Raw genomic sequence first — 24,678 nt, 5'->3', positions numbered from 1 at the left:
ATTCGTTATAGCTAATTTTGATAACCGCAGGTATGTACGAATGAACCATAGTGGCATATTGTCGTTATCACTTAAATAAATATGTAAACAGAAAACGGAAAAGTAAGCGGATGCGCAAAGTAAGCTGAAGCAAACTAATCTACTGTTTAAAAAGTCGCAAAACTGGAGGGGTATTATGAGCGATATTGAAGAAACGCAAGGAAAGTATCATTTTGAGACCTTGCAATTGCATGTAGGTCAAGAGCAGGCGGATCCGGCAACTGATTCTCGTGCAGTTCCTATTTATCAAACAACAAGCTACGTATTCCATGATTTTGACCATGCTGCAGCTCGTTTTGATTTGCGTGACGCTGGAAACATTTATGGTCGTTTAACGAATTCTACTCAAGATGTTTTTGAGCGCAGAATTGCAGCTCTTGAAGGTGGTACTGCAGCTTTGGCTGTTGCTTCTGGCGCGGCCGCTGTCGACTATGCTATTCGTAACATTACGCAGCAGGGCGATCACATCGTGTCTTCAAAGAATGTGTATGGTGGAACTTATAACCTTCTTCGTCACACTCTTCCTCGAGATGGTGTAACAACTACTTTTGTCGATCCTAAGAATCCTCAAAACTTCGAGGATGCTATTCAACCAAATACAAAGCTTGTATACTTTGAAACTTTCGGTAATCCTAACGCAGATTTGCCTGATTTTGAGACTATTTCCGAGATTGCTCATCGCCACAATCTTCCTGTTTTTGTTGACAATACTTTCGCAACTCCATATCTTTTCCGTCCGCTTGAGCATGGTGCAGATATTGTAGTCGAATCTGCTACGAAATTTATTGGCGGTCATGGTACAACTCTTGGTGGCATTATTGTTGAAGGCGGCAATTTTGATTGGGCTAAAGTCCCTGGAAAATTCCCAACTCTTACAGAAGCTGACCCAAGTTACCACGGTTTGAACTTCTATGAAGCTTTAGGACCTGTGGCTTTTGTGACGCGTATTCGTGCGATTATTTTGCGCGATACTGGTGCTTGCATTAGCCCATTTGCAGCATTCTTGCTTTTGCAAGGCACGGAAACCTTGAGCTTGCGTGTTGAGCGTCACGTTGAGAATGCGTTGAAGGTTGTTCAATATTTGCAAACTGTGCCAGAGGTTGAATCTGTAAGTCATCCTTCTATTGAAGGTCGTTCTGATCACGAGCTTTATAAGCGTTACTTCCCGAATGGTGGAGGCTCTATTTTCACGTTTGATATTAAAGGTGGAAGGGATGCAGCTCGCGTATTTATTGACAATTTACAGCTTTTCTCATTGCTTGCAAATGTTGCGGACGTAAAATCATTGGTTATTCATCCTGCATCTACTACGCACTCTCAGGAAACTCCTGAAGAATTGGAAGATCAGGGCATTTATGAGGGAACTATTCGCTTGTCTATTGGAACTGAGCATATTGACGATATTCTTGCCGATTTGCAGCGCGGATTTGACGCTGTTCGTAAAGCAGGTCTTGCTTAAATAGAAAAGAGAAAGTAAAAGTAAAAAATTATTAATTAAAAATATTCCTGAAGATCCATTACCATTTTATTCGGAGCGCATATTGTATTTGTATGCGCTCCGATTTTTTATACATTCTGTAAATTTGTGCATCATACTTTAGGATGAGACGCTAATTTTTTCTCAATAATTTCCGCCTTACGCACGATGGTAATCAGCTGTATTTTTCCGTAAATTTAAGTATTAGCAGTAGATAATTATGCGATTACTACTTTTTAAGAAAAGGAGCAGTTATGAACAGTCCGTACGAAACAAGCTCATACGAGCAAGAAAATGCTTTAGATTTTAGAGCAGATTTTAACCAAAACTTGATTGGTGAAACAGCAGTTGCAGCTTTGCATGTTGTTAAAGATTTTGGCAAGGGTGCAGGCATTGTTCACGCTTTGCGAGATGTAAGCGTAAGTTTTGAACGCGGCAAGTTTACGGCGATTATGGGTCCTTCTGGTTCCGGAAAGTCAACTTTAATGCACTCTTTGGCTGGTCTTGACAGCGTTAATTCTGGAAAAGTTTTGGTAGATGGCCTAGATATTACAGGCATGAGCGATAAGCAGCTTACGCTTATGCGACGCGAAATGGTCGGATTTATTTTCCAAAGTTTTAATCTTCTTCCAATGTTTAGCGCTGAGCAAAATATTCTCATGCCTCTTACTTTGGCGGGCAAAAAGCCAGATAAGCAATGGTTTAATACTTTGGTTTTAACTCTTGGATTGCAAAATCGATTACATCACAGACCTGCTGAGCTTTCAGGCGGTCAGCGTCAACGTGTTGCAATTGCTCGAGCTTTAATCTCTAAGCCTTCCGTAGTTTTTGCAGACGAGCCTACCGGAAATCTTGACTCTGCTTCCAGCTCAGAAGTTTTGCATTTCTTGAAGAAGTCCGTAACGGAGCTTGGTCAAACTGTGATTATGGTTACTCACGACGCTGTTGCAGCCTCTTACGCGGATCGAGCAATCGTGTTTGCAGATGGCCAAATCGTTGAAGATGTGCAAAATCCTACTGCGGAAGGCATGAGCAAGATGCTTATGGAACGCAGCGAGGCTGGTATTAGTAATCAGTCTGCTCAATTGCAATAAAAGGTGGTGAAGTTAGAATGTGGAAAATCGCGCTAAAACTTATGCGTAAAAGCGTGCGCATGCTAATCGCCTCTGGAATTGCAATTCTTATAGGCAGCATGTTTATGAGCGCTACTTTGCTTTTTGTAAACAGTGTTGACGACTTGATGGTTCGCAATGCAACGGAAGAATTCCATAGCGCAAATTATGCAATCTCATCTAAAAGCTCTAACAGTTCTCCGAATAGTGGAATTCATTATAAAGACCTTCATTTAGACGAAATATCGAAGATGCCTGGTGTCAACGGTATTCGTAGTGACGATGCGACTGCGCTTGTAGGAGTAGAAAAAGGTGATAAATCAGTTACAAGTATTGCTTGGTCTAGTGGTTTGTATGGAAATCTTCCTGTGTATAAATCAACAGAAGGTAGAGATCCGCAAAAAATAGGCGAAATTACGCTTATTAAAAGTATTGCTAAATCCATACATGCAAATATTGGCGATACTATAACCTTGGTTAAAGTAGATGAAGCTGGCGGAAATAAAGAAAAATCATACGATGTTCGTGTGGTTGGTCTTGTTGACGATGGAGAACATTCTCAAATACCAATTTCAAATCGCGGCACGTATCTTGGTGGCATAACGAATGATTTTTGTGCAAAACTCAACAATCTTAAAAATTTTGACAATCAAGTTGTGCAAAGCAAAGTGTACATGAGTATTGATGAATCTAAAATAAACGATTTATCTCCTAAGATTAACGCTTTGCTTCCAGAGCAATTTTCTCTTATGTCTAGGCACGAAGTTGGTGTAAGAGCTGTTCGAAGTGTGTCAAACGGCACAAATTTTGTGACTATGTTCTTGCTATCGTTTGGTGTTCTAGCGTTGCTTATTTCTTCGCTTGTTATAGCAAACACATTCCAAGTTTTGGTTGCTCAACGCAGACGCACTCTTGCGCTTTTGCGCGTAATCGGTGCACAATCGCATCAGCTTTATACAGCAGTTTTGCTTGAAGCTGCAATACTTGGAGTTATTTCTGCGGCTATTGGCGTGCTTTGCGCAATAGGATTTATGGGCGCAATTAGTAACTTGAATATTAATTCTGGACCATTATCTAAAATTCCTTTGATTGTTTCACTTCCGGCGATTGTGTGGCCAATAGTAATTGGCGCGATTGTAACAGTTCTTGCATCTATGGGTGCTGCGCGATCTGCTACAAAAGTAACGCCTATGGAAGCGTTGCGACCAATGGATTTGATGAAAGATAAGCGTGCAAGCATTATTCGCGCTGTTTTTGGCGTTCTATTTATTGTTGTAGGTATTTTATTTACGGCTTTAAGTTCTACTTCTTTAGCAAGCATGATTGCTCAGCAGTCACCTAATGCTGGTGCTGACTCTTGGAGGACTTTGATTGGAGCAGTTTTTGGATGCGCGCTTGTGTTTATTGGAATTATTATTACAGCAACATTCTGGATGCCGTTTGCTATGAAGGCAACTGGCGCAGTTATGGCACTTTGTGGGCCTGCTTCTAAAGTTGCTAACGCAAACGTGCAACGAAACCCTAGAAGAGTTGCAGCAACTGGAACAGCTTTGCTTATTGGCGTAACTCTTGTTTCAACAGTAGTAACTGGCGCAATGTGCGGTAAAGCAACTCTTAAAGGTGTTGTTGATGACCGTTACAGTGTTGACATTATTATTCAAGGCAAGAATGTTGATGAATCTTTAGCTGCCGACATTTCAAAGATTAGTGGAATAAAGCATACTGAGTTGCTTCCTGCAGTTCCTATGACTTTTAAGAACGCTAAGGGCAAAACTGAGTACGCTATGGCAGCTGGAGTTGATAATGTAAATCAACTTAGAAATGTAATGCACACTGACCTTGATGGCGTTAATATAAACAAAGATTCTGTGCTTTTGCCTAAGTTTAATGATGAAGGTGGAGAGCCTTTTGATCTTAAAAAAGGAAGTCTTAATCTGCAGGCTTATGTAGAAAAGTACAGTTCTGGTGAAACAGACAGTGATAATATTACGCCATTTACTGGCATGAATACAGACTCTAGTAATAACGATAAGAGCATTACTGTAAAGCAAGTTCAGTTTAAGAAGTATCGAAATGTTGGTGTGTATTCAAATAATACTGCTTTTGTGAGCAAATCCTACTTCAATAACTACCTTAAGCCCACAACGCATATTTTGCTCATTTCGGTAGACTCTAGCAAAGCTAATCTTGTAGATATTGCTAAAAACATTCGAAATGTTACATCTAGTTATGCGGAGGTTGTGTCTACTGGAAGCGTGTTTGAGCGAGCAAAGTGGGAGAGTACTATCGACGCAATGATGATGGCGCTTGTTGGCTTAATAGCAGTAGCTGTTGTGATTGCTTTAATAGGCGTTGCAAACACATTAAGCTTGTCTGTTATTGAGCGAACCAAAGAATCTGCAACTTTGCGCGCAATCGGCATGACAAGGGGACAGGTTAGAAGGTCTCTTGCATTGGAAGCAACGTTGATTTCCTTAACAAGCACTGTTTCAGGCTTGATTGTTGGAACAGCATTTGGTTGGATTGGATCCTACATGGTATTTAGCACAATTGGCAAAGTTCCGTTTGTAGTTGATTGGACTATTTACGCGGTTCTTGCTCTCATCGCTTTGCTTGCAGCTCTTCTTTCCAGCGTGCTTCCAGCTCGTAGAGCAGTGAAGTCTTCGCCAGTAGTTGCGCTCGCGGAGGACTAAATTTCGTAAGAACATATGTGAAAAGATAGTCTGTAGAAGTTAAGTTGCAGAAAAAATAGAGATAGTGCCGGTATGTAAATTTTACTTATCGGCATTATCTTTTTCTTAGGCTTTTTCGACACTCTGAAAAAATTTGTAATATTGTTATTATTTTTTTATTAAAACGTGCGTATAATTATGCGACTAGCATAATATTATGTAAAAAAAAAGAGCATTTTTTATTAGTAATATTCAAAAATAATACGATTATTATTCATCATGACAAGTTTTATCGGAAATATTCCGAATAAATGGCATTGAAAATGTATTTATTTCTTTGTTATGCTCAAAATGACTGCTGACATAAGTTAGACATGAAGGCCGCTACGAGCAAGGAGTAACAAATATGGTAACGGTCAAGAAAAAATCTGCCGCAGCAATCGCAGGATTTGTTTTGTTCCTGCAAGGTCCAATGCCAGCATGGGCGCAAGAAGCTGCTGAGGTTGTACAAAATACGCAAGCTCAAACAGAGGTGACTGCAAAAGCATCTACTGAAGAAGCAATTGAAAAAGCTGAAGAGCAGGTTCAGCAATTAGAAGCTCAAATTGAAGAGTATAAGAAAAAAGTTGCAGAATTTGACGATCTTTTAAATAAAATCTCTGAAACTGAAAAAAGATTTGAAAACGTTGAGAAAGATAAGGAAAAGGAACTTTTAGAAGCTGAAAATGCATTGAAAATGGATTCCGAAGCTGCAAAAGTAAAAATTGCAGAATTTGAAAAATCCAAAGAAGAAAAGGATAACGAACTTATTGGATTAAAAGCCGCATATGAACTTTTAAAAGAGCAATATGATAATGCAAAATTAGCTCTTGATGCTTTGCAAAGTGACGAAGAAGAAAAAAGTCAAACAAAAGAAAGAGCTACAGCTAACATAAAACAATATGAATCACAGATTTCAAATCTTCACAAAGAAGTAGATAATCTTAAGGAATCTATTGCAAGCGATTCTGCTCAAATTAAAGAGTATGATACAAAAATCAGTGAATTAGAAACTGCGTTAGAAAAAGTTGATCAAAACGATGCCGGTAATATTTATTCTCTAGCGGACCAGTTTAGAAAAGTCTCTAATGATCAAGTTTCGCTTAGCAAAAAAGTTGAAGAAAATAAGAAACTTGTTGCTGATAAAGAAAGAGCTTTGAACGAATTAGAGACTCTTTTCACAACAGCAAAGCAAGAATTTGAAAAAGCAGATGAAGAACTTCAAAAGATTAAAGATCAAATTGATGAGTCTAAGAAAAATGTAGCTAGTAAGCTTGAAGCTTCTAACAGTAAAGATTCTGAAGTAAAGAAAGCAGAGTCTGAAACAAAGCTTCTTAATAATATTATTGAGAACTATAAGTTAGTTGACGACAAAAAGAAACTAGATGAAAAAATTAAATCATTAAGAAATGGCTTTGAAGGCGCTAAAACATTTAAAAACAATCAGATTCAGCAGAAAACTGAGAAAAGTGATTTAAAGAAGAAAGCTGAGGATTCTTTAAAGGACGCAGAAAAGAATCTTGAGGAAGCTAGAGTTAAAGTTGCTGCCCTCAAAGCTCAATTGGAACAGGAAAAAGTTCAAAAGAATCAGCAAAGTGGTAGCAGCTCTGATGGTAATAATAATGCCAAAGAATCTGAAAAACAGACTAATCCTGTTGCTCCAGTACCTTCTGATTCTGAATCTAAAGAGCATGTTGCTCCAGTACCTGTACCTCCTGAAGCATCTGCTCCGAAAGTAACTGCTCCAGTTCCTACAGTGCCTGAATCTAAGATTCCAGCTCCGTCTATTAAAGCTCCAGCTATGCCACCTGCTTCTGTTGTTCCTGCTACCCCAGTAGTGCCAGCAGTTCAGGTTGAAGATAATTCAGCTCCTGCAACGCCTTCTGCATCTGTAGTTCCTGTAGCACCTGCAGAAAATCCTACTGTTGCAAATACTCAGAAGGCAGTAACTCCAGCTGCTGAATTGGTTAAAAGTGTTTCTTCCGCAGCTGCATCTCATGCTCCAGCTGCTGCTAGTACTTCAGCTGCTGTGGCTCCGTCGAACAATACTTCGCAAGCAGATAAGTCAACTGAATCTCAAGTTTCAGAAGAAAACTCGAAGAAGCCTGAAGATAATAATGGTGAAACTGAGGAAGTTGAAGAAAAGACTCCTGTTGAAAGCGAAAAGCCACAAGCTCAAGCTAGTGCTACAGCCGAGAACAAGTCTTCTGGCAATATGCTTAGCACTATAATGCTGGGTGTTTTGGGTGTGCTAACCATTTCTGGAGCTGCTGCTGCCGGCGTTACTGTTATGCGTCACCGTCGCCTTCCGAGAGCATAAATTAAAAAACTACTCGGTACGTTGATAATCTGAATTTGCGGCTATTTGTGTCTATGCATAAATAGCCGCATTTTTATATGCTTACGACTTAACTAAGCCATTTTCGTAAGCGAAAACTACAGCCTGCACGCGGTCTCGAGCACCGATTTTTCCTAAAATATGCGCAACATGAGTTTTAACTGTTGGTAAGCTAATAAATAGTTTGTCAGCAATTTCCTGATTTGAAAGTCCGTGAGCAATTTCAACAAGAACTTCGCGTTCTCTATCAGTAAGTTCTGTAATAGCTGAATTTGTGTACGCGCAACTTTGTGTTTCTTGCGCAGCCGGATTTGCTTGTACGTCGTAACTTACTTGTGCAGTGTAATTCGCAGCACTGTTTTCTGTAGTATTTGTTGCTACTTTGCCTTGCTGAATCATATTTTCAATCAAACGCTTCGTAGCAGTCGGAGCAATAATTGCGTTTCCTTGATACACTGTTCGTATTGAATTAAGCAAAGTTTCAGGTTCAGTATCTTTCAAAAGGAACCCGGAAGCACCAGCATGAATTGCAGCCATAACATATTCGTCTAAATCAAAAGTTGTTAGAATAATAATTTTAGTATTTTCGTTAGTTTTTTGCTGCAGAATTTTGCGAGTTGCTTCCAATCCGTCCATTACAGGCATGCGAACGTCCATAAGAATAATGTCTGGATTCTGGCTTTTAGAAAGCTCTACAATTTGTGATCCGTTAGAAGCCTGATATACAACGTGCATATCTTGCTGCGAATTTATTACCATCGCAAATCCTGCTCGCACAAGCTCCTGATCGTCGGCTATTGCGACGCGAATTACTCCCTTGTTTTCCATATATTCCATAGTATCAAGTTACTCTTGCTTATTTATAGCGTTGTGTTGAATTTGCTCATCAAGTGGGGCAGCAGGGCGAATAGCAATCTCAGTTACATTCGCAGCATTATTTGCTGAATGAACGCTTGAACCTGTTTCTCGCAAAACTCCAAGCAATTTTCGCATGTATTTAAGTGCTGAACGACCTTCGTCGCTAATATTTTTGAAAGATTCTCTAATTGCTTCACTTTGTTCAAGTGCTTGCTCTGGTTTTACGCAGTTTTGATTTTCTATATTATTTCTTGCTTCTTCGTATTCGTTGAGCATATCGATACCGCTATTTGCGGCATCAATTACTTTGTGTAGTGTAACGGCAACTTTTTGCTGAATATTTGCGCTAAGTCGTTGCCTTTCTGCGTTTGCTGCAAGAATTGCTAGCTGTTTTTGTTCTTTCTCAAGTTCCGTTCTGCGCGATTTTAGAAGCAGTAAATTATTGTCATCATTTCTTCGGGAATAAGCAAACGCAATAACTGTAAAACAAATTATTGCAACTATGAAACCAAAAACTAATCCAACGGACGCCATTTGCATAATGTCATAAAAATTGGTTGTGACAATATTCGATGTAAAGAATCGTATTGGAGTTTCATTTTGTGGAATATTTCTTGTAACAATACCAATTTTTACTGCGAAAATAGCAGATTCGGCAAGCACTACTGCGCTAACCCATTGCCATGCGCGTTTTTTGCCGTAGAGAACCGCAGCGTAAATAATATTTGGTATGAAAAAATTAGCGAATAAAATGTTAGGCAGGAATATAAGCTGTATTGCAGAAAATACTGCTGCAACAATTGCGCACGTAGTTGGAGATTTTCTACGTAACATGAATGGAATCATGGTTGTAAGAGTAAATACTCTATAAAGTATTTGTGATGAAAGCGAGCTTGAATATTGTGAAGTCATTCCAGTTCCAACAGTAAAATCGTAAGTTGGTATAAAAAGCATCATAACAACCCAAGGTGATGCATAAATAATGTCTCCAATAAGCCAATGTTGTTCAAACCATTGAGATACTTTCTCAATCCTATTTTTTGAAGCATTTGTTTCTGGTAAAACTTTTGGCAAAACTTTTGATGAGGTTGGAACATTTACATCTGCTGGTTTCACATTTGCCGGTTCTGCTTGCGCCGCCGATTCATTATTAACTTTTGGATTTTTATGAGTAACGTTAGGAATACTATTTAATACAGAAGCAGTAGTGTTTGATTGGTCTGTGCTGTAAGAATATGGAATAAAAGCAACAATACTAAACGTTCCATCATTGAGTTTCCCATAATCAAGCGTTCCGTGAAGATTTTCAAGTCGCTCTTTCATACCAATTAAGCCATAACCGTTTTTATGTTGCGCATTGCTATTTTGCGTTTGGTTAGCTTCGGTTTTGTGTATTTCATTCGTGATTTTTAGTGTTAAGCCTTGGTTCTTCCACTGTTCATGAATGTTTATTTTAACGCCATCTCCTGCGTGCTTTCGAATATTAGTAAGAGATTCCTGAACAACGCGGTATGCAACGGTTTGTGCGTCAGTGTTAAACCTATTTTGAGAATTTATGCCATCAACAGTATGCCAAAAAATATTTTTAGGAGATGCAATTTTTGCTTGCTCAATAAGCGAAGGTATGTGATTGAAATCCAATTGACCCGATGGAGCGTCTGTTAAAGCTTCTAGAAGTCGGCGCATGTCATGAACGGCGCGCTCGGCTTCGTTTTTAATAATATACATTGTTTTTTTAGCAAGAGAAATATCTTTGGTTGCTGCATAACGACCACCATCTGCTTGAACAATAATAATAGAAAGCGTGTGGGCAACAATATCGTGCATATCTCTTGCAATTCTTGCGCGTTCTGCAGTAACAGCAATGTGTTGAGCTTTTCGGCGGTACGCGCGAATAGAATTATTGTGATCTTGCAAAAGTTGAATAGTATGCACGTGAGTGCGCTGCCAGTAGCCAATAATAACCGTAATAGTAGTAATAATAATCGCAAAAATTATTGAAGGAATTGCAAAATTAAGTATATTTGAAACGCAATTTTTTATGTTACTACTATTTATATTTTGTACACTACAAGTGTAACTAGCTTTTGAATGATTGTTGCCATATATTGGCCCCATTACGATATTCCACGATATTATTGCGCAAGATAATACTGTTGTTACGTAAGCTGCAATAACAAAAGCTTTTGAATGTTCTGGATTTCCGCGCGCAATAGCATTAACAAGTAGCACGAAACCAAAGAAATCAGCGAAAAGTTGAGTAGAGCCAAATGCTACTTGCACAATGCAAATAACAATAAAAATAGTAGCCGATTGTTCAGGCCATAGTTTTCGGACTGAAAGTAGTAATGCAACAACAATATTGATAAGCGTTACTGTAATAAGCGAACCTTGAGTCAAAAAGCCATCAACGTTGCTTATAACGTAGCGATCGCTTGAAAGCATAAAAAGAATAAACGGAATAATACCCCATAATATGTCGTTTAATGAGAGCTCTTTTCGTAAGCGCTGTATAACACTTTGAAACATATTAGGTACTTTCATAATTACTAGGCTAGTGCATAGTACTTTATAGAACAATCAAACTTGAGTATGATTTATAAATAGAGTGTGTAATTGATAGTTGCAATGTAGCACGAAAATAAAGAAAGGGATGGCAAGATGGCATTGCTTACAAGCTATTATGTTCCGGGATTGCATATTGAAGAACGAGCGATTGATGTGCCGCTTGATTGGGAGGGTAACACTCCGGGTGGTGCTATCAAAGGTGAGACTATTCGCTTATTCTGCAGAGTAGTTTGCGCTCCTGAGCATGTGCATGACGATTTGCCGCTGCTTGTGTTCTTGCAAGGAGGCCCAGGCGGGCAGTGCCCACGTCCGCTTTCACCTTCTAGCGATGGTTGGATTCAAGAGGCTATTAAGCATTTTCGCGTAGTTTTGCCGGATCAGCGCGGTGTTGGACGTTCCTCAAGGGTAGATGCTTCAACCATGAAGCGTATGTTGGATGACGGCGTTAGTGTTGAGCGTCAAGCATGGTATTTGAAGCGTTTCTTAGCTGATTCAATTATTCGCGATTTTGAGCATTTGCGACTTACTGAGTTTGATGCGAAGCCGTGGGTGTCTTTGGGACAAAGCTACGGCGGTTTCCTTACGCTTACATATTTGTCACTGTTCCCGCAAGGATTAATTGCAAGCTTCACAACCGGCGGTATTCCTCATGTTCCGGCGAATGCGCGTGAAGTTTACGAACACACGTTCCCGCGTATGGCTCGCAAAACAGAGCAATTCTATGAGCGTTATCCGCAGGATGTGGCTCGCGCCGCTGCTATTGCAGACCGTATTGCTCAAGGAGACGTTATGCTTCCAAATGGCGAAAAACTTACGGTTGAACGATTCCAAATGTTGGGCTCTTCCTTTGGTATGAAACCAAGTTTTGAGCGAGTGCACTGGCTTCTTGATTCCGCTTTTTCTGACGGTGACGGTTCGCTTAAAGCTTTCAAACACGCTGGCGGTTCTGTTGCTGGTAGTTTAAGCGACGAGTTTGTTTACGGTGTCATGGACTCTACAGCTTCTAGTCCACTTTATTGGCCGCTGCAAGAATTTATTTATGCTGACGGTGAATTGGAACACCCAATTTTGTGGGCTGCTCAACAGGTTCGAGAAACTATGCCAGAGTTTTCTGGTTCTGCACGTCCGCTTCTTTTTACGGGCGAAGCTATGTTTCCTTGGATGTTTGATCAAGAAAAAGCTTTGCAGCCATTCTTGCCAGCAGTTGACTGCTTAATGAGCGACAAGCAGTTTGGCAAGATTTATGATCAAGAGCAGCTTGCTAATAATGAAGTTTCACTACAGTCTGCAGTCTACTTTGATGACATGTATGTTGATTCTGGTCTTCAGTTAGATACGCTTTCTCGTATTGCAAACTCCCATTATTGGACAACGAATGAGTTTGAGCATGATGGTTTGCATGGAAACATTGTTTTCCGTCATCTATTTGATGAGGCTTTAAATCGCGGTGATTTAGAGGGAATTTACAAGAGATAAGCCGTATACAAAGGTAATAATTTTAATATGCGCAATGATTATAGTGCACTCTTTGCTATGCTATACATCTGTTTGCTTAGTAATGAGTGCACTACTGTTTTATCAATGCGCTAAAGGGAGTCATGTATGGGTACTTGTGTATCTGGAACTGTTGGTTTTATAGGCTATGGCAATATGGCACAAGCAATCGCTAAAGGTGCGCTGAATGCAGGAGTATTGCAAGGTGAAAATATTGTTGCGTGCGCGCATAATTTTGAAAAACTCGAGCGTAATACTTCACTAATTGGCGCTCGCGCTATGCGTACTGCTCAAGAAGTGTGTGAAGCAAGTGATGTGATTATTATTGCTGTAAAGCCGTATCAGGTTGCTGAAGTGCTTAAGCCAGTTTGTGAAGTTATTAATGAACGAGGTATTGCTGTTATTTCCGTTGCAGCCGGTTGGACGCTTGAGCGTTACATGGAACTGCTTGGCAAGAATGCTCATGTTCAGTGCATTATTCCGAATACTCCTATTGCGGTCTGCCAAGGCGTGACTTTAGCTGAAACTACTCATACGCTTAGTGATAGTCAACTTTCAATGTTTAGTGCTTTATTTGAGCCAATTTCTTTGGTAGAGCGAGTGAATAGTGATCATATGAATATTGCAATGTGTATTTCTAGCTGTGCTCCAGCTTTTACAGCAATGTATATGGAAGCGTTGGGCGATGCTGGTGTGAAATATGGTTTGCAACGTGATTGTGCTTACCGTTTGGCTGCAAAAATGATTGAAGGAGTAGGTGCGTTATATATGGATTCGCGCACTCATCCAGGGATTATGAAAGATGCAGTGTGCTCTCCTGGAGGAACAACTATTCGTGGCGTTGCTGAGCTAGAATCTCGCGGATTTAGGGGAGATGTGATTGCTGCAGTTGATGCTATTGAAAATAAATAGTAAATAAAATCAAGTTGTGTCGGCTTTCCCGGCGCTGGTCTAAACTAGGTAAATATGTCTTTAACTATTGGAATTGTTGGATTGCCAAACGTTGGTAAGTCCACTATGTTTAATGCTTTAACCCGCAACAACGTTTTGGCGGAGAATTATCCGTTTGCAACTATTGAGCCTAATACTGGTATTGTTCCGCTTCCGGATTATCGTCTTCCAGTTTTAGCTAAATTAGTTAATACTGAAAAGATTGTTCCAGCAACAGTTACTTTCGTTGATATTGCAGGAATTGTTAAGGGTGCCTCCGAGGGTGAAGGCTTGGGCAATAAGTTCCTTGCTAATATTCGCGAAGCAGACGCTATTTGCGAAGTTGTTCGCGCGTTTAATGACGACGATATTGTGCATGTTAACGGAAAAGTAGATCCTGCTGACGATATTGACACGATTAATACTGAGCTAATTCTTGCCGATATGCAAACTATTGATAATGCTTTGCCAAAGCTTGAAAAAGATTTGCGCGGTAAGAAAGTTACGCAAGAATACGTAGACGCTGTAAATAAAGCTAAGGAAATTCTTGAATCTGGCAAAACTATTGACCAGGCTCATAACGAAAAGCTTATTGATAAAAACGACGTGTATGATTTGCACTTGCTAACTGCTAAGCCATTTATTTACGTGTTTAACGTGGATGATTCGGAGTTGGCTGATGAAGATTTAAAGTCTAAACTTTCTGCATCTGTCGCTCCTGCAAAAGCAATATTCCTTAATGCTCAATTTGAGTCCGAACTTACTGAGCTCGACGAAGCAGATGCTCGTGAAATGCTTGAAGATGCTGGTTTGAAGGAATCTGGTTTGGATCAGCTTGCTCGCGTAGGATTCGATATTTTAGGTCTTCAAACCTATTTAACTGCCGGTGTTAAGGAAGTTCACGCCTGGCAGATTCATAAAGGCTGGACTGCTCCACAAGCTGCTGGTGTGATTCACACTGATTTTGAGCGTGGATTTATTAAGGCAGAAATTGTGTCATATGATGATTTTGTTGCTGCTGAAGGATCTATGGTCAAAATTAAAGAGGAAGGCAAGCTTCGTCTTGAAGGCCGTGATTATGTTATGCAAGACGGCGATATTGTTGAATTTAAGTTCAACGTATGAGATTGTTTGCGAAAATAAAAGCAGTATGATTCATATTTAATATTGCTGAATTAATAAGTGAAAAAATATTGCTTTTTGCGCGTTGCATCTAATAATTTCCTGCTAAACTATTGGATGCAACGCTTTTGCATTTATATAGGAGACATAATGCAGTTTATTCGTAACATAATGAATGACATTAAAAAGTGCATTCGCATTGCTGCGAAAATGCGCAACTGGTGGAGGAGAAGCTCTAAAGCTGCTCGTATTACGTCTTCTGTTTTATTAGCTTCTTTGCTGATTGCATGGTTGTGCTTTATTATTTTCGAAACTGTTAATATGGTTTCTTACTCGTCTAGATACAGCGCAAAATTGCAGAATTCTGTATTAATTCAGCGCGAAAAAAATGCTTATAGTAACAATCTTGGTAATAAAAACAATGAGGTTGCTGATAATAAGTCGTTTGAAAAATATTTCGATAAATATTGCAAACAAAAGTTAGATAAATCAACGGTTAATCATGTTTTTTGGAAACATCCTACTGGTGGTGAATATCCAAATCTTTCAGGGGCTAAAGTTTCTGACTTAAAAGTTAATGTGGACTTAAAAAAGCAACGAGTGCATATTCTTGCCAATGGTAAAACTGTATATACAATGATTATGAGTTCTGGAATGGATGATTCCACTCCTCATGGTGATTATCACATTAATATGCGCGGAAAACATTTCTTTAATCATGAGGAAAAAGTTGGTGCTGATTATTGGGTTGGTTTTATTGGTGGAGAATACTTATTCCATTCGGTTCCAACGCGCTACAACTTTGGTGAATATATTCCGTCGGAGGGCATGAAACTTGGTAAGCCTGCTTCGCATGGTTGTGTGCGTTTAAGTGTTGCGGATGCCAAATGGTTTTATAAAAATATTCCTGATGGAACGGCTGTGCATATTAGATAGATTTTTCAAGAATACGCGAAAATAAATTATCGAGAATATAAAATGAGGATCTTCAAACGAAGACCCTCATTTGTTAAGCAAAACTATTCTGTAATGTTTTATTTAGAAGAACAGTACTGCAGCTGCATAAGCCAAAGCAACTAAAACAATAGAAGCTAGGAAGCTTGCTGCAAATGCTGCGCGACCTTGCTTGAAAATAGCTCGGAAGTTTACGTTAATTCCAAGTGCAGCCATAGCCATGCCAAGGAAAACGTATCCTGCTTCTACAAGAGTTGATGCGTGTGCCGCTACGAAAGGAACGTAAGTTCCAATAACAGATGCTGCAATAAAGCCAAGCATAAACCATGGGAAGCTAATCTTATGCTTTCCGCCATTTTCAACTTTGCTATGACGAGCATTCCACCAAATTGCAATAAAGATGGAGGCTGGAACGAGCATAAGAACTCGCGAGAGCTTCATGATTGTTGCAACATCGATACTATTGAACGCTCCGCCAGCTGCAACAGCATGTGCAATTTCGTGAAGTGATGCACCTGCTGTAATGCCAAGCTGCTGCTTAGTCATGCCAAAGTTAGGCAGGATGAAGATTTCAGCAAGAGCGTAAATAGTGCCCATAATTGCAACTGTTGCAACAGCCATAACTTCGTTCTGTTCTTTCTCATCTTCCTCTTCTGGAAGAACTGGCATTGAGCCAGAAAGACCCATAACTGCAGCAGCTCCACAAATACTTGTGCCTCCTGCTGTAAGCATTGCAAGCTGAGGATTTACTTTCAAGAGTTTAGCAATGTTATAAGTTACGCAAACCATTATTGCAACTAACACAGCTGCAATAGGCAAGCATTTAATGCCCTTGGTAAACAAATCATGCAAATTCAGCTTAAATCCGAGGAGAATAATACCTAGGCGAAGAAGTTTGTTTGCAATCAAACCAGCAGCGCTTTTAACGCCTGCTCGCCTTGAATCATTATTCATTTTGTACACGTGCAATGGCAGCTGCAGAGCCATGCCAACAAGCAACGCAATAATAAGAGCACCAAGTAATTGGAAACCTGGGTACTGCTTAAGCCAGCTGCCAATAAAGGAAGCTAGAAGTGTCAATACAGCAATAAGAGCCATATCGATGGTGCAGATTTTCTTTTTCCATGTATCAAAGAAATTAACCATTTAGCCAAGTATTCTCCCATAATCGGACAAAAACGAACATAAATTAAAAAAATTAAGCAAATTTTATATAATTTTGCTGCAAATAAACGCGACACGCCGACATAAAATCACATAATCGAACATAATAACTCAATTTATATCGCAGATATCTTTTGCTAGTAAATAATTCCTTGAAAAAATAAATAAAGCTGCGATTATGGTAAACGTATAAAGGAGATTTTATGAACAAGTGCACTGTGAAGATTAAGCGTGTGTATGAAACGATTAGTAAAGATGATGGTGTGAGAGTCTTGGTTGATAGACTTTGGCCGCGTGGTATAAGCAAAGAATATGCTCATATTGATAAATGGCTTAAAGATATTGCTCCTACTTCGCAGTTACGCAAGTGGTTTAATCATGACCCGGAGCATTTTGAAGAATTTTCACATCGTTATGTTGAAGAACTTGATTCAAATCATGAAGCTGTTGGTGTGATTATGGATTTGTTTAATAAGTATCAAACTATAACTTTGTTGTATGCTGCAAAAAATCCAAAAGTAAATCACGCATTAGTTTTGCAAGAATATTTACAAAAATTACTTGCTTGAGTATGTGTTTACTAATTTTGCGATTATTTAACTTTGCCTAACTTTAATTATTTTATAAACATAAGTTAGTAAGTATCAACTTTAGTTGGTGTTCATTGCATTCTTTTCAACACGCCGACCTTGCTTGATATTCCAACAAAAATAAAAAACAAAACTGTAATTTTTTTCTTATGCTCGACACTTTCGTTTTGCGACATTAGAATGTCCCTTTGGCATATGGGTCGGTGGTGCAATGGACCTCCCAGAAGCTGCCATCCCAGCGCTCAATGAGTGCTTGTTTTTTAGCGACACTTGTTTTACACAACATTTTGCATAGCTTGTTTTTGCAAGGAGAAGAAATGAATTCATTATTCACGTGGCAGCTTCACGGTAATGGCAAAACGTTAAAGCCTGGTGAAGTTGTAGAGCCAGACGAGCGTTTGACTTGGACTCGTACTGCTGGAATTGGTGCTCAGCATGTTATTGCAATGTTTGGTGCTACGTTCTTGGTGCCTATTCTTACGGGCTTTGATCCATCAACAACATTGATGTTCACTGCTATTTCTACAGCACTGTTCTTACTTATTAACGCAAATAAGCTTCCTAGTTATCTGGGAAGCTCTTTTGGTCTTATAGCACCTGTTATGGCTGTAACAACAGCTCATAAAGGTATTGCAGTTGCAAGCTTTGGCATTATGTGCACAGGTTTGCTTCTTGCTCTTATAGGTGTGCTTGTACATTTTGCAGGAGCTAAGTGGATTGACATTATTATGCCACCTGTTGTAAACGGTGCAATCGTTGCAATTATTGGTTTTAATTTAGGACCTGCAGTTTGGACTAACTTCCAGAAAGCTCCAGATACAGCTCTTGTGACATTAGTTGCTGTAATGCTTATTGCTGTAGTATTTCGCGGTCTTCTTGGTCGTTTAAATATTCTTTTAGGTGTTCTCGTTGGTTACGCTTATGCATGCTTCCAAGGTCAAGTCGATTTTAAAAAGATTGAAGAAGCTTCTTGGATTGGTTTTCCTAAATTCCACACGCCACAAGTTGATTTCTCTGTTCTACTTATGTTCTTGCCGGTAGTACTTGTTCTCATTGCAGAAAATGTTGGTCACGTAAAGTCTGTAGCTCAAATGACTGGTCGCGACTATGACTCTAAGATTGGAACTGCATTATTCGCAGATGGTTTTGGTACAGCTATTGCTGGTTTATTTGGCGGCTGTGGTACCACCACATACGGTGAAAATATCGGTGTTATGGCTGCAACAAAGGTTTATTCTACTGCAGCTTATTGGTGTGCTGCAGCTTTTGCTTTTATATTGAGCCTTTGCCCAAAGTTTGGCGCTGTTGTAAATTCAATCCCAGCTGGTGTTCTTGGTGGCGTGACCACTTTGCTTTACGGCATGATTGGCATGATTGGCGTAAGAATCTGGGTAGAAAACAAAGTTAACTTCGATAAGCCAGTGAATATTATGATTGCTGCAATCGTTATGATTATTGGTATTGCTAACTTCCAGTTTGCTATTTCTGGAATTCAGTTCAACGGTATTGCAATCGGAACCGTTGTGGTGTTGGTTGTATACCACTTACTGAAGGCTATTGGAAAGCTTACTGGTACGATTGCTAAAGATGATCCTGATGTTGCCTAGCTTAAATACTCCAATTTGATTTAATTTAATCGCTTTAAGCGCGTTCGCATTAACTTGCGGGTGCGCTTTTTGTAATTAATTTTGATTACATAATATATAGATTGGGAATAATTAGTATAGTATCATTAACCTTATGTTGAAGCTCATCATAGAAGTAATTATTGGCATTATGTGGGTTGTTGCTGGTGCATATATGGCTAAAAATAATAAAAATAGTAAGAGCAGTGCGAGCAATAAAAGTAACAAAAATGTACAGACTATATTCTCAATGATGATGAGAAAGATAACAACAATAAGCTTAAGAATGAAAGAAATTGTTCTATGAAAGTTAATCTGAATTTTGCAAAATTTACTTATACTGCAAAAAAGTGGAGGTGGATTCTTGCGATAGTAGTGTTAATTGTCGCGTTTGCTGTAGCTGCAATATTTGCTCTCGCAAGGTTCATAACTGATTGCATGTGGTATTCGCAGCTTGGATTTGAAAGTGTTATTTGGATTCAGCTTGCAGCAAAAGTGGGCGTTTGGGTGCTTTATGCAATATTAATGTCTGCTTTTGGATACTTGTCTGCAGCTTTGGCAATAAAAGCGCGTCCAAGCAATGCAGATGGAACTTATATTCGAATTAAAGGCAATGTTATTGATTTAAAGCAGGGAATTAGTTCAAAGCTTGCTTTGCATGTTGCAGGAATTTTTTCATTGATTGTAGGCGCAGTATTTGGATTTAAATTCTACAATCATTGGGCGCAAATTTTGTTAATGTTTAACGCCCAACCTTTTGGCATTAAAGATCCGCAATTTGGAATTGACAATGGCTTCTATGTATTTGTGCTTCCAGGATTAAGGTTATTTATAAGCGCATTTGTGCTTTTATTGGTAATATCTCTTGTTTTCTCTATTATTACGCACATTCTTATGGGAGCAATTCGTTTTAGTATGCCTATCGATGGTAAAGGCATATTAATTATTACAAAACGAGCACGTAGACAAATTTCTGTATGGTTTATGCTTGTGATTTTGACATGGGCACTTCAACAGATTTTAGACATGTTCGCTTTAGTAACTCTTGATGGATCTCGAATTACAGGCGGCTCATACACTGACATGAATGCTGGTGTTCCTGGAAGCATAGCAATGGCAGTGATAACAGTGTTAGTTGGTTCTGTTATTGCATTTTGGTTTATGAAATCTCATGCTTTATCTGTAGAAGCACCAATTTCAGTGCGTTTTAAAACAGCAATTAAGGCATGGAAAACACCAATTATTGCTTTAGCTTTTATGATTGTTTGCTCAATTGTTATATCTTTCGCTTGGCCGGCACTTGTGCAGCGATTTAAAGTTGCTCCTAATGCTCAGGAATTGGAAGCTACTTATATTCAGCGTAATATCGATGCAACAAAGTTTGCTTACGGGCTAAATAACGTAAAGAAAGAATCGTATAACGCTACTTCTAAAGGTAAATCAGGTGCATTATCAAAAGAAGCAGAGTCAACTGCGCAAATTCGTTTGTTAGATCCACAAGTTACGTCTCCAACGTTCCGTCAATTGCAGCAATCGAAGCAATATTACACTTTCGCAGATACGCTTTCAGTTGATAAATACGATATTGACGGTGTAAGTCAAGATACGGTTATTGCTGCGCGCGAGCTTGATTTAGCTGGCAACGATAATCGAAACTGGGTTAATGATCATACAGTTTATACGCATGGCTATGGAATTGTTGCAGCTTACGGAAATAAAGTAACAACAGATGGACAGCCACAATTTATGGAGTATGGTATTCCTGCTCAAGGCAAACTTACTAAGTCACAAAAGTATGAACCGCGTATTTACTTCTCACCAAATGCTCCTGAGTATTCTATCGTTGGTTCTCCAAAAGGGACATCTCCATGGGAATTTGATTATCCGACTGGCTCTCAAGGTGCTTTAACTACTTTCAAAGGCAATGGTGGTCCAAGTTTAGGAAACTTCTTCTCTAAACTTTTGCATGCAATTAGATTTGAGTCTGATCAGATTCTTTTTTCTGACCGTGTGACTTCTGAATCTCAAATTTTGTATGATCGTGATCCTAAGACACGCGTGTCTAAGGTTGCTCCTTACTTAACTTTGGATGGTCGAGTTTATCCTGCAGTAGTAGATGGTCGCGTTAAGTGGATTGTTGATGGCTATACTACTTCTGATTCTTACCCTTATTCTCAAATGACTGATTTTGGTAAGGTAACTCAAGATTCCACAACAACAACTTCTCATTCTATTAAAGGGTTGACAAATCAGCGCGCAAACTACATTCGTAATTCTGTGAAAGCTACAGTTGATGCTTATGATGGATCTGTTGATTTGTATGTGTGGGATACGAAAGACCCTGTGATTAAAGCATGGCGTTCAATTTTCCCAGGTCATTATCATGACATTTCTAAGATTTCTGGCGATTTGATGAAGCATTTGCGTTACCCAGAAAGCTTGTTTAAAGTTCAACGTCACTTATTAGCAAAGTATCACGTCGATACAGCAAGCCAATTCTTCTCTGGAGAAGACTTCTGGCAGATTCCTGTTGATCCAACTGAATCTCAAAAAGCACAAAAAGAAGATATTTTGCAACCTCCATACTATTTGACTTTGCAAACTGGAGACGCAAAGAAACCAGTATTTTCGCTTGTTTCTACTTATATTCCGGCAGGTAAAAGTACTCGCGAAATATTAACTGGTTTCTTGTCTGTTGATTCAGATGCGGGGGATACTCCTGGAAAGATTGGTCCAAATTACGGTAAGATTCGTTTGCAAGAATTACCTAAGATATCTAATGTTCCAGGACCTGGTCAAGCTCAGAATAATTTCAACGCTAATGCAAATGTTTCTAAAGAATTGAATTTGCTTGAATCCGGTTCTACTAAAGTTAAGCGCGGCAATTTGATTACATTGCCTCTTGGCGGTGGGCTGGTTTATGTAGAGCCTGTTTATGTGCAATCTAGCGGTTCTACTAGCTATCCTTTGCTTAAGAAGGTGTTAGTTGCGTTTGGAGATCAAGTTGGATTTGCAGATACGTTAGATGAAGCACTTAATCAAGTATTTGGCGGAAACTCGGGCGCTTTGGCTGGAGATGCTTCTAATAATTCTTCTTCAAACAATGCTGCTGAAAATAATGAATCTAAGGATGCTGATTCTAAAGAAGGTACTTCTAAGGAAAATGAGTCTACGAATTCAGAAAAATCTCATTCTATGAGCCAAAAAGCTAAAGAAGCACTTAAACGTGCGGCTCAAGCATTAAAAGATTCTGATTCTGCTATGCGATCCGGAAACTGGGAAGCTTACGGAAAGGCACAAAAAGAGTTGAGCGATGCTATTAATGAAGCAATGAAAGAAGAATCAGGTAAGTAAGTAGGTTTTCGTTAATATATCAGTTTGTGAGTTACAAAAGTAGCGAATGTTACGTTATTTTCGTTACTTTTGTAGCTCACATGGGCTATTTTAATTCATTTCACAATTGGTTATCTGGATCCTCATCTTCGTCTGCTGAGCCAAGCAGAATTCTTTCACAAGCATTAACAATGCACATAAGAAGCGCAGTAAGAATTATTATTACTATTGTTGCAGAAAAAATAAGTGGTGTTCTAAATGAGTTATAAGCGAATTGAAGCCAAATTCCTAGCCCATCTTTGGCTCCCAAATATTCTGCAGTTGAAGCAGTTCCAAAAACATAAGCTGCACTAATGCGTATGCCACCAAAAATTTGGCGAGCTGCAACCCTTAATTTAACATGCCACAAAGTCCAAGTTCTACTTGCTCCACAAGTTAAAGCAACATCTGTATAAAAACTTGGAACAGCGTCAAGACCTCGTATAGTTTGCACAGCAATAGGGAACATGCTGAAAACCATTACTATTACAATTTTTCCAGATATTTCAAAACCAAACCAAATCAAAAAAATTGGCGCAATAGAAATTAATGGCATAGTTTGCGCTGCGCATAAAAGCGGGAATAAAGCAGATTTAACAAGCTTACAAACATGGAAAATAACACCTAAAAGAATTCCAACTACTATTGCAATAGAAAAACCGATAACTGTTTCTTGTGTTGTAATTAATGCTGCAGGTAATAGAGTTGGCAAAGAGTCAGCTGTTGATTGAGCAATTGAAGATGGTGTTGGAATCAAATTTTCCGAAATTTTATAATAGTCGCATGCATACTGCCAAAAAACAAGTAAAACTATTACAGAAAATACAGTTGGCAGGTATTTAATTAGCATACGTTTAAAACGCGATTGCGTCATGAAAACTCGATTCCTTTCTTTAAACGACTTCGATTGCTGCCCCAATCGAATTATTTAAAACTACAAATAGCATGTACATTCTATTAGAAACGCACAACTTCTGTGAGTTTAATAGTGTACGAGATTTTTTTTATTTGTCTATTTAATCATGCATAATCTAAATGTTTCGTGAGTCAATGTGTGGCAAACTGTAGCAGGTTGAATCTGCGCAGGGGCATTGAACGGCGCGGGCTAGGTCCTTTGTTACCGTTTTCTGCCGAGTTCGTGTCACTTTCCCAGAAGAACGGTACAAGAAACAAAGTAGGGAACTCATGAATATGCGTATTGTAAAGCGTACTCTTGCGTTTGTTCTTTCTGCGTGCTGCGTATTTTCTTTCTCGGCATGTGGATCTGCAAGTAGTAGTAAGAATGCAAATCTTCGTAAAGTGTCGTTTATGCTATTTTGGGCACCGGATACTAATCATATTGGTATTTATGTTGCTAAGCATAAAGGATGGTTTAAAGATGCTGGATTAGATGTCAATATACTTGCTGTTGCTCAGACTGGTTCGGAACACGCAGTTGATAGTGGTGTTGCTGATTTTGCTCTTAGTACTTTGACAAATGCTGCTGATTTTTCAACAAAGGGAGCAAATCTTGAGCAAGTTATGCAAGTTCAGCAAAAGCCAAGTGCTATTTGGTGTTCACTTGCTTCGAACAATAAAATTCATTCTCCAAAAGATTTTGATGGTCGTACTTTTGCAACTTTTGGTTCAGCTGAAGGTGATGCTGTAATTCGTAGGATGATTCAACACGATGGTGGTCAAGGTAAGTTCGACAAAGTGACTGTTGGAACTTCAACTTTTAGAACTCTTGAATCTGGCAAAGCTGATTTTGGTGGTTTTTACGGCACTTGGGAAGGTGTACAGTCTGAAATGTTTGGACCAAAGCTTCGCTGCTTCATGGAGGGCGACTACGGTGTACCAGGTCAGCCAGATACTATTGGAATAATCGCAAATAAGCGTACTGTAGCTAAAGACCCTAAGCTTGTTCGAGCATTTGTTAAAGCTGCAAAGCGCGGATATGAGTATGCTTATGAACATCCTGATGAGGCTTCTGAAATTCTTGTGAAAGAAGCAAAAGATGCTAATCTCGACATAAAGTTTGTTCAGCGTAGCATGAAGATGATTGTTGACGGTCAATATTGGGGCAATCGCGCGGATATTAAGAGCGGAAAATTTGTGTTCGGAACCACTGATGTTAAAGGCGCTCAAGCTTACTTTAACTTCTTAAGTAAGGAAGGTGCTTACACTGATTCTAAAGGCAAAGTAACTCATAAAACTCCGCAAGCAAAAGAATTGTCTACTGACGAATTTTTGAAATAAATAACATAATGACTTGAGTCTTGATAGAATAGGCTGAAGTATATAAGGGCGTATCGAGTAGTTGTAATTTTACGTTCAGCTACAAT

At 39.1% G+C, this 24,678-nt stretch carries 16 protein-coding genes; 12 read left to right on the top strand and 4 right to left on the bottom strand.

The window, feature by feature from the left end; genetic code table 11:
• Positions 1-175 precede the first annotated feature (175 nt).
• The 4 genes from HXT32_RS03770 to HXT32_RS03755 all read left to right on the top strand — a co-directional run bounded on the left by HXT32_RS03770 (position 176) and on the right by HXT32_RS03755 (position 7,659).
• Complete coding sequence (locus tag HXT32_RS03770) at positions 176-1,498, top strand: O-acetylhomoserine aminocarboxypropyltransferase/cysteine synthase family protein (protein WP_004111368.1); 1,323 nt, start codon at positions 176-178, stop codon at positions 1,496-1,498.
• A 272-nt stretch (positions 1,499-1,770) separates the two neighbouring features.
• Entirely contained in the window at positions 1,771-2,610 is an 840-nt protein-coding gene (locus HXT32_RS03765) for an ABC transporter ATP-binding protein (RefSeq protein ID WP_004111369.1), read from the top strand.
• Between the two features lie 17 nt (positions 2,611-2,627).
• Positions 2,628-5,321 (top strand): ABC transporter permease, encoded by a 2,694-nt coding sequence (locus HXT32_RS03760; protein ID WP_102155245.1) that lies wholly within the window; start codon positions 2,628-2,630, stop codon positions 5,319-5,321.
• 385 nt (positions 5,322-5,706) lie between these two features.
• Complete coding sequence (locus tag HXT32_RS03755; RefSeq protein ID WP_285089294.1) at positions 5,707-7,659, top strand: chromosome partitioning protein ParA; 1,953 nt, start codon at positions 5,707-5,709, stop codon at positions 7,657-7,659.
• Between the two features lie 81 nt (positions 7,660-7,740).
• On the opposite strand, the gene HXT32_RS03750 is transcribed toward HXT32_RS03755, so the two are convergent.
• Together HXT32_RS03750 and HXT32_RS03745 are read right to left on the bottom strand one after the other, a co-directional pair.
• Complete coding sequence (locus HXT32_RS03750; protein ID WP_004111374.1) at positions 7,741-8,514, bottom strand: response regulator; 774 nt, start codon at positions 8,512-8,514, stop codon at positions 7,741-7,743.
• A 9-nt stretch (positions 8,515-8,523) separates the two neighbouring features.
• A complete protein-coding gene (locus tag HXT32_RS03745) occupies positions 8,524-11,079 on the bottom strand; it encodes a sensor histidine kinase (RefSeq protein WP_422118901.1) in 2,556 nt (851 codons plus the stop codon).
• Positions 11,080-11,196: 117 nt separating this feature from the next.
• On the opposite strand from HXT32_RS03745, the gene HXT32_RS03740 reads away from it, so the two are divergent.
• From HXT32_RS03740 to HXT32_RS03725, 4 genes are all read left to right on the top strand, one after another.
• Complete coding sequence (locus tag HXT32_RS03740; RefSeq protein WP_064621612.1) at positions 11,197-12,579, top strand: alpha/beta fold hydrolase; 1,383 nt, start codon at positions 11,197-11,199, stop codon at positions 12,577-12,579.
• Between the two features lie 126 nt (positions 12,580-12,705).
• Complete coding sequence (gene proC, locus HXT32_RS03735) at positions 12,706-13,509, top strand: pyrroline-5-carboxylate reductase (protein ID WP_004111379.1); 804 nt, start codon at positions 12,706-12,708, stop codon at positions 13,507-13,509.
• A gap of 54 nt (positions 13,510-13,563) precedes the next feature.
• Complete coding sequence (gene ychF / locus HXT32_RS03730; protein ID WP_004111381.1) at positions 13,564-14,652, top strand: redox-regulated ATPase YchF; 1,089 nt, start codon at positions 13,564-13,566, stop codon at positions 14,650-14,652.
• A gap of 147 nt (positions 14,653-14,799) precedes the next feature.
• Complete coding sequence (locus HXT32_RS03725; protein ID WP_012914084.1) at positions 14,800-15,585, top strand: L,D-transpeptidase; 786 nt, start codon at positions 14,800-14,802, stop codon at positions 15,583-15,585.
• 102 nt (positions 15,586-15,687) lie between these two features.
• Here the strand turns inward: HXT32_RS03725 and HXT32_RS03720 are convergent, their stop codons facing one another.
• Positions 15,688-16,749: a YeiH family protein gene (locus tag HXT32_RS03720; protein ID WP_033888753.1), complete on the bottom strand. Its 1,062-nt coding sequence runs from the start codon at positions 16,747-16,749 to the stop codon at positions 15,688-15,690.
• Between the two features lie 221 nt (positions 16,750-16,970).
• Here HXT32_RS03720 and HXT32_RS03715 point away from each other — a divergent pair, with 221 nt between their 5' ends.
• The 3 genes from HXT32_RS03715 (at position 16,971) to HXT32_RS03705 (ending at position 22,336) form a co-directional block, all read left to right on the top strand.
• Positions 16,971-17,336, top strand: a complete 366-nt coding sequence (locus HXT32_RS03715; RefSeq protein WP_116431753.1) for a DUF488 domain-containing protein — start codon at positions 16,971-16,973, stop codon at positions 17,334-17,336.
• Positions 17,337-17,674: 338 nt separating this feature from the next.
• A complete protein-coding gene (locus tag HXT32_RS03710; protein WP_004119362.1) occupies positions 17,675-18,964 on the top strand; it encodes a uracil-xanthine permease family protein in 1,290 nt (429 codons plus the stop codon).
• 321 nt (positions 18,965-19,285) lie between these two features.
• Positions 19,286-22,336, top strand: coding sequence for a UPF0182 family protein (locus tag HXT32_RS03705; protein ID WP_421783707.1), 3,051 nt, complete (start codon positions 19,286-19,288; stop codon positions 22,334-22,336).
• A 100-nt stretch (positions 22,337-22,436) separates the two neighbouring features.
• Here HXT32_RS03705 and HXT32_RS03700 read toward each other — a convergent pair whose 3' ends face one another.
• Positions 22,437-23,228 carry an ABC transporter permease gene (locus HXT32_RS03700; protein ID WP_076002793.1) on the bottom strand — a complete coding sequence of 264 codons (792 nt, stop codon included), beginning with the start codon at positions 23,226-23,228 and terminating at the stop codon, positions 22,437-22,439.
• Positions 23,229-23,539: 311 nt separating this feature from the next.
• On the opposite strand from HXT32_RS03700, the gene HXT32_RS03695 reads away from it, so the two are divergent.
• A complete protein-coding gene (locus tag HXT32_RS03695; protein WP_004111395.1) occupies positions 23,540-24,592 on the top strand; it encodes an ABC transporter substrate-binding protein in 1,053 nt (350 codons plus the stop codon).
• The last annotated feature ends 86 nt before the right edge of the window (positions 24,593-24,678 follow it).

This window comes from Gardnerella sp. DNF00747 (genome assembly GCF_049262675.1).
Taxonomy (GTDB): domain Bacteria; phylum Actinomycetota; class Actinomycetes; order Actinomycetales; family Bifidobacteriaceae; genus Bifidobacterium; species Bifidobacterium swidsinskii.
The sequence above is the reverse complement of the archived record's forward strand: the minus strand, read 5'-3'. Positions and strand labels throughout refer to the sequence as shown.

Bases quoted from the DNA above. Each gene is read 5' to 3' on its own strand.
- HXT32_RS03695 (WP_004111395.1), top strand. From the start codon at position 23,540: ATGAATATGCGTATTGTAAAGCGTACTCTTGCGTTTGTTCTTTCTGCG.
- HXT32_RS03710 (WP_004119362.1), top strand. From the start codon at position 17,675: ATGAATTCATTATTCACGTGGCAGCTTCACGGTAATGGCAAAACGTTA.
- HXT32_RS03765 (WP_004111369.1), top strand. From the start codon at position 1,771: ATGAACAGTCCGTACGAAACAAGCTCATACGAGCAAGAAAATGCTTTA.
- HXT32_RS03705 (WP_421783707.1), top strand. From the start codon at position 19,286: ATGAAAGTTAATCTGAATTTTGCAAAATTTACTTATACTGCAAAAAAG.
- proC (WP_004111379.1), top strand. From the start codon at position 12,706: ATGGGTACTTGTGTATCTGGAACTGTTGGTTTTATAGGCTATGGCAAT.
- HXT32_RS03745 (WP_422118901.1), bottom strand. From the start codon at position 11,079: ATGAAAGTACCTAATATGTTTCAAAGTGTTATACAGCGCTTACGAAAA.
- HXT32_RS03755 (WP_285089294.1), top strand. From the start codon at position 5,707: ATGGTAACGGTCAAGAAAAAATCTGCCGCAGCAATCGCAGGATTTGTT.
- HXT32_RS03770 (WP_004111368.1), top strand. From the start codon at position 176: ATGAGCGATATTGAAGAAACGCAAGGAAAGTATCATTTTGAGACCTTG.
- HXT32_RS03760 (WP_102155245.1), top strand. From the start codon at position 2,628: ATGTGGAAAATCGCGCTAAAACTTATGCGTAAAAGCGTGCGCATGCTA.
- HXT32_RS03750 (WP_004111374.1), bottom strand. From the start codon at position 8,514: ATGGAATATATGGAAAACAAGGGAGTAATTCGCGTCGCAATAGCCGAC.
- HXT32_RS03715 (WP_116431753.1), top strand. From the start codon at position 16,971: ATGAACAAGTGCACTGTGAAGATTAAGCGTGTGTATGAAACGATTAGT.
- HXT32_RS03720 (WP_033888753.1), bottom strand. From the start codon at position 16,749: ATGGTTAATTTCTTTGATACATGGAAAAAGAAAATCTGCACCATCGAT.
- ychF (WP_004111381.1), top strand. From the start codon at position 13,564: ATGTCTTTAACTATTGGAATTGTTGGATTGCCAAACGTTGGTAAGTCC.
- HXT32_RS03725 (WP_012914084.1), top strand. From the start codon at position 14,800: ATGCAGTTTATTCGTAACATAATGAATGACATTAAAAAGTGCATTCGC.
- HXT32_RS03740 (WP_064621612.1), top strand. From the start codon at position 11,197: ATGGCATTGCTTACAAGCTATTATGTTCCGGGATTGCATATTGAAGAA.
- HXT32_RS03700 (WP_076002793.1), bottom strand. From the start codon at position 23,228: ATGACGCAATCGCGTTTTAAACGTATGCTAATTAAATACCTGCCAACT.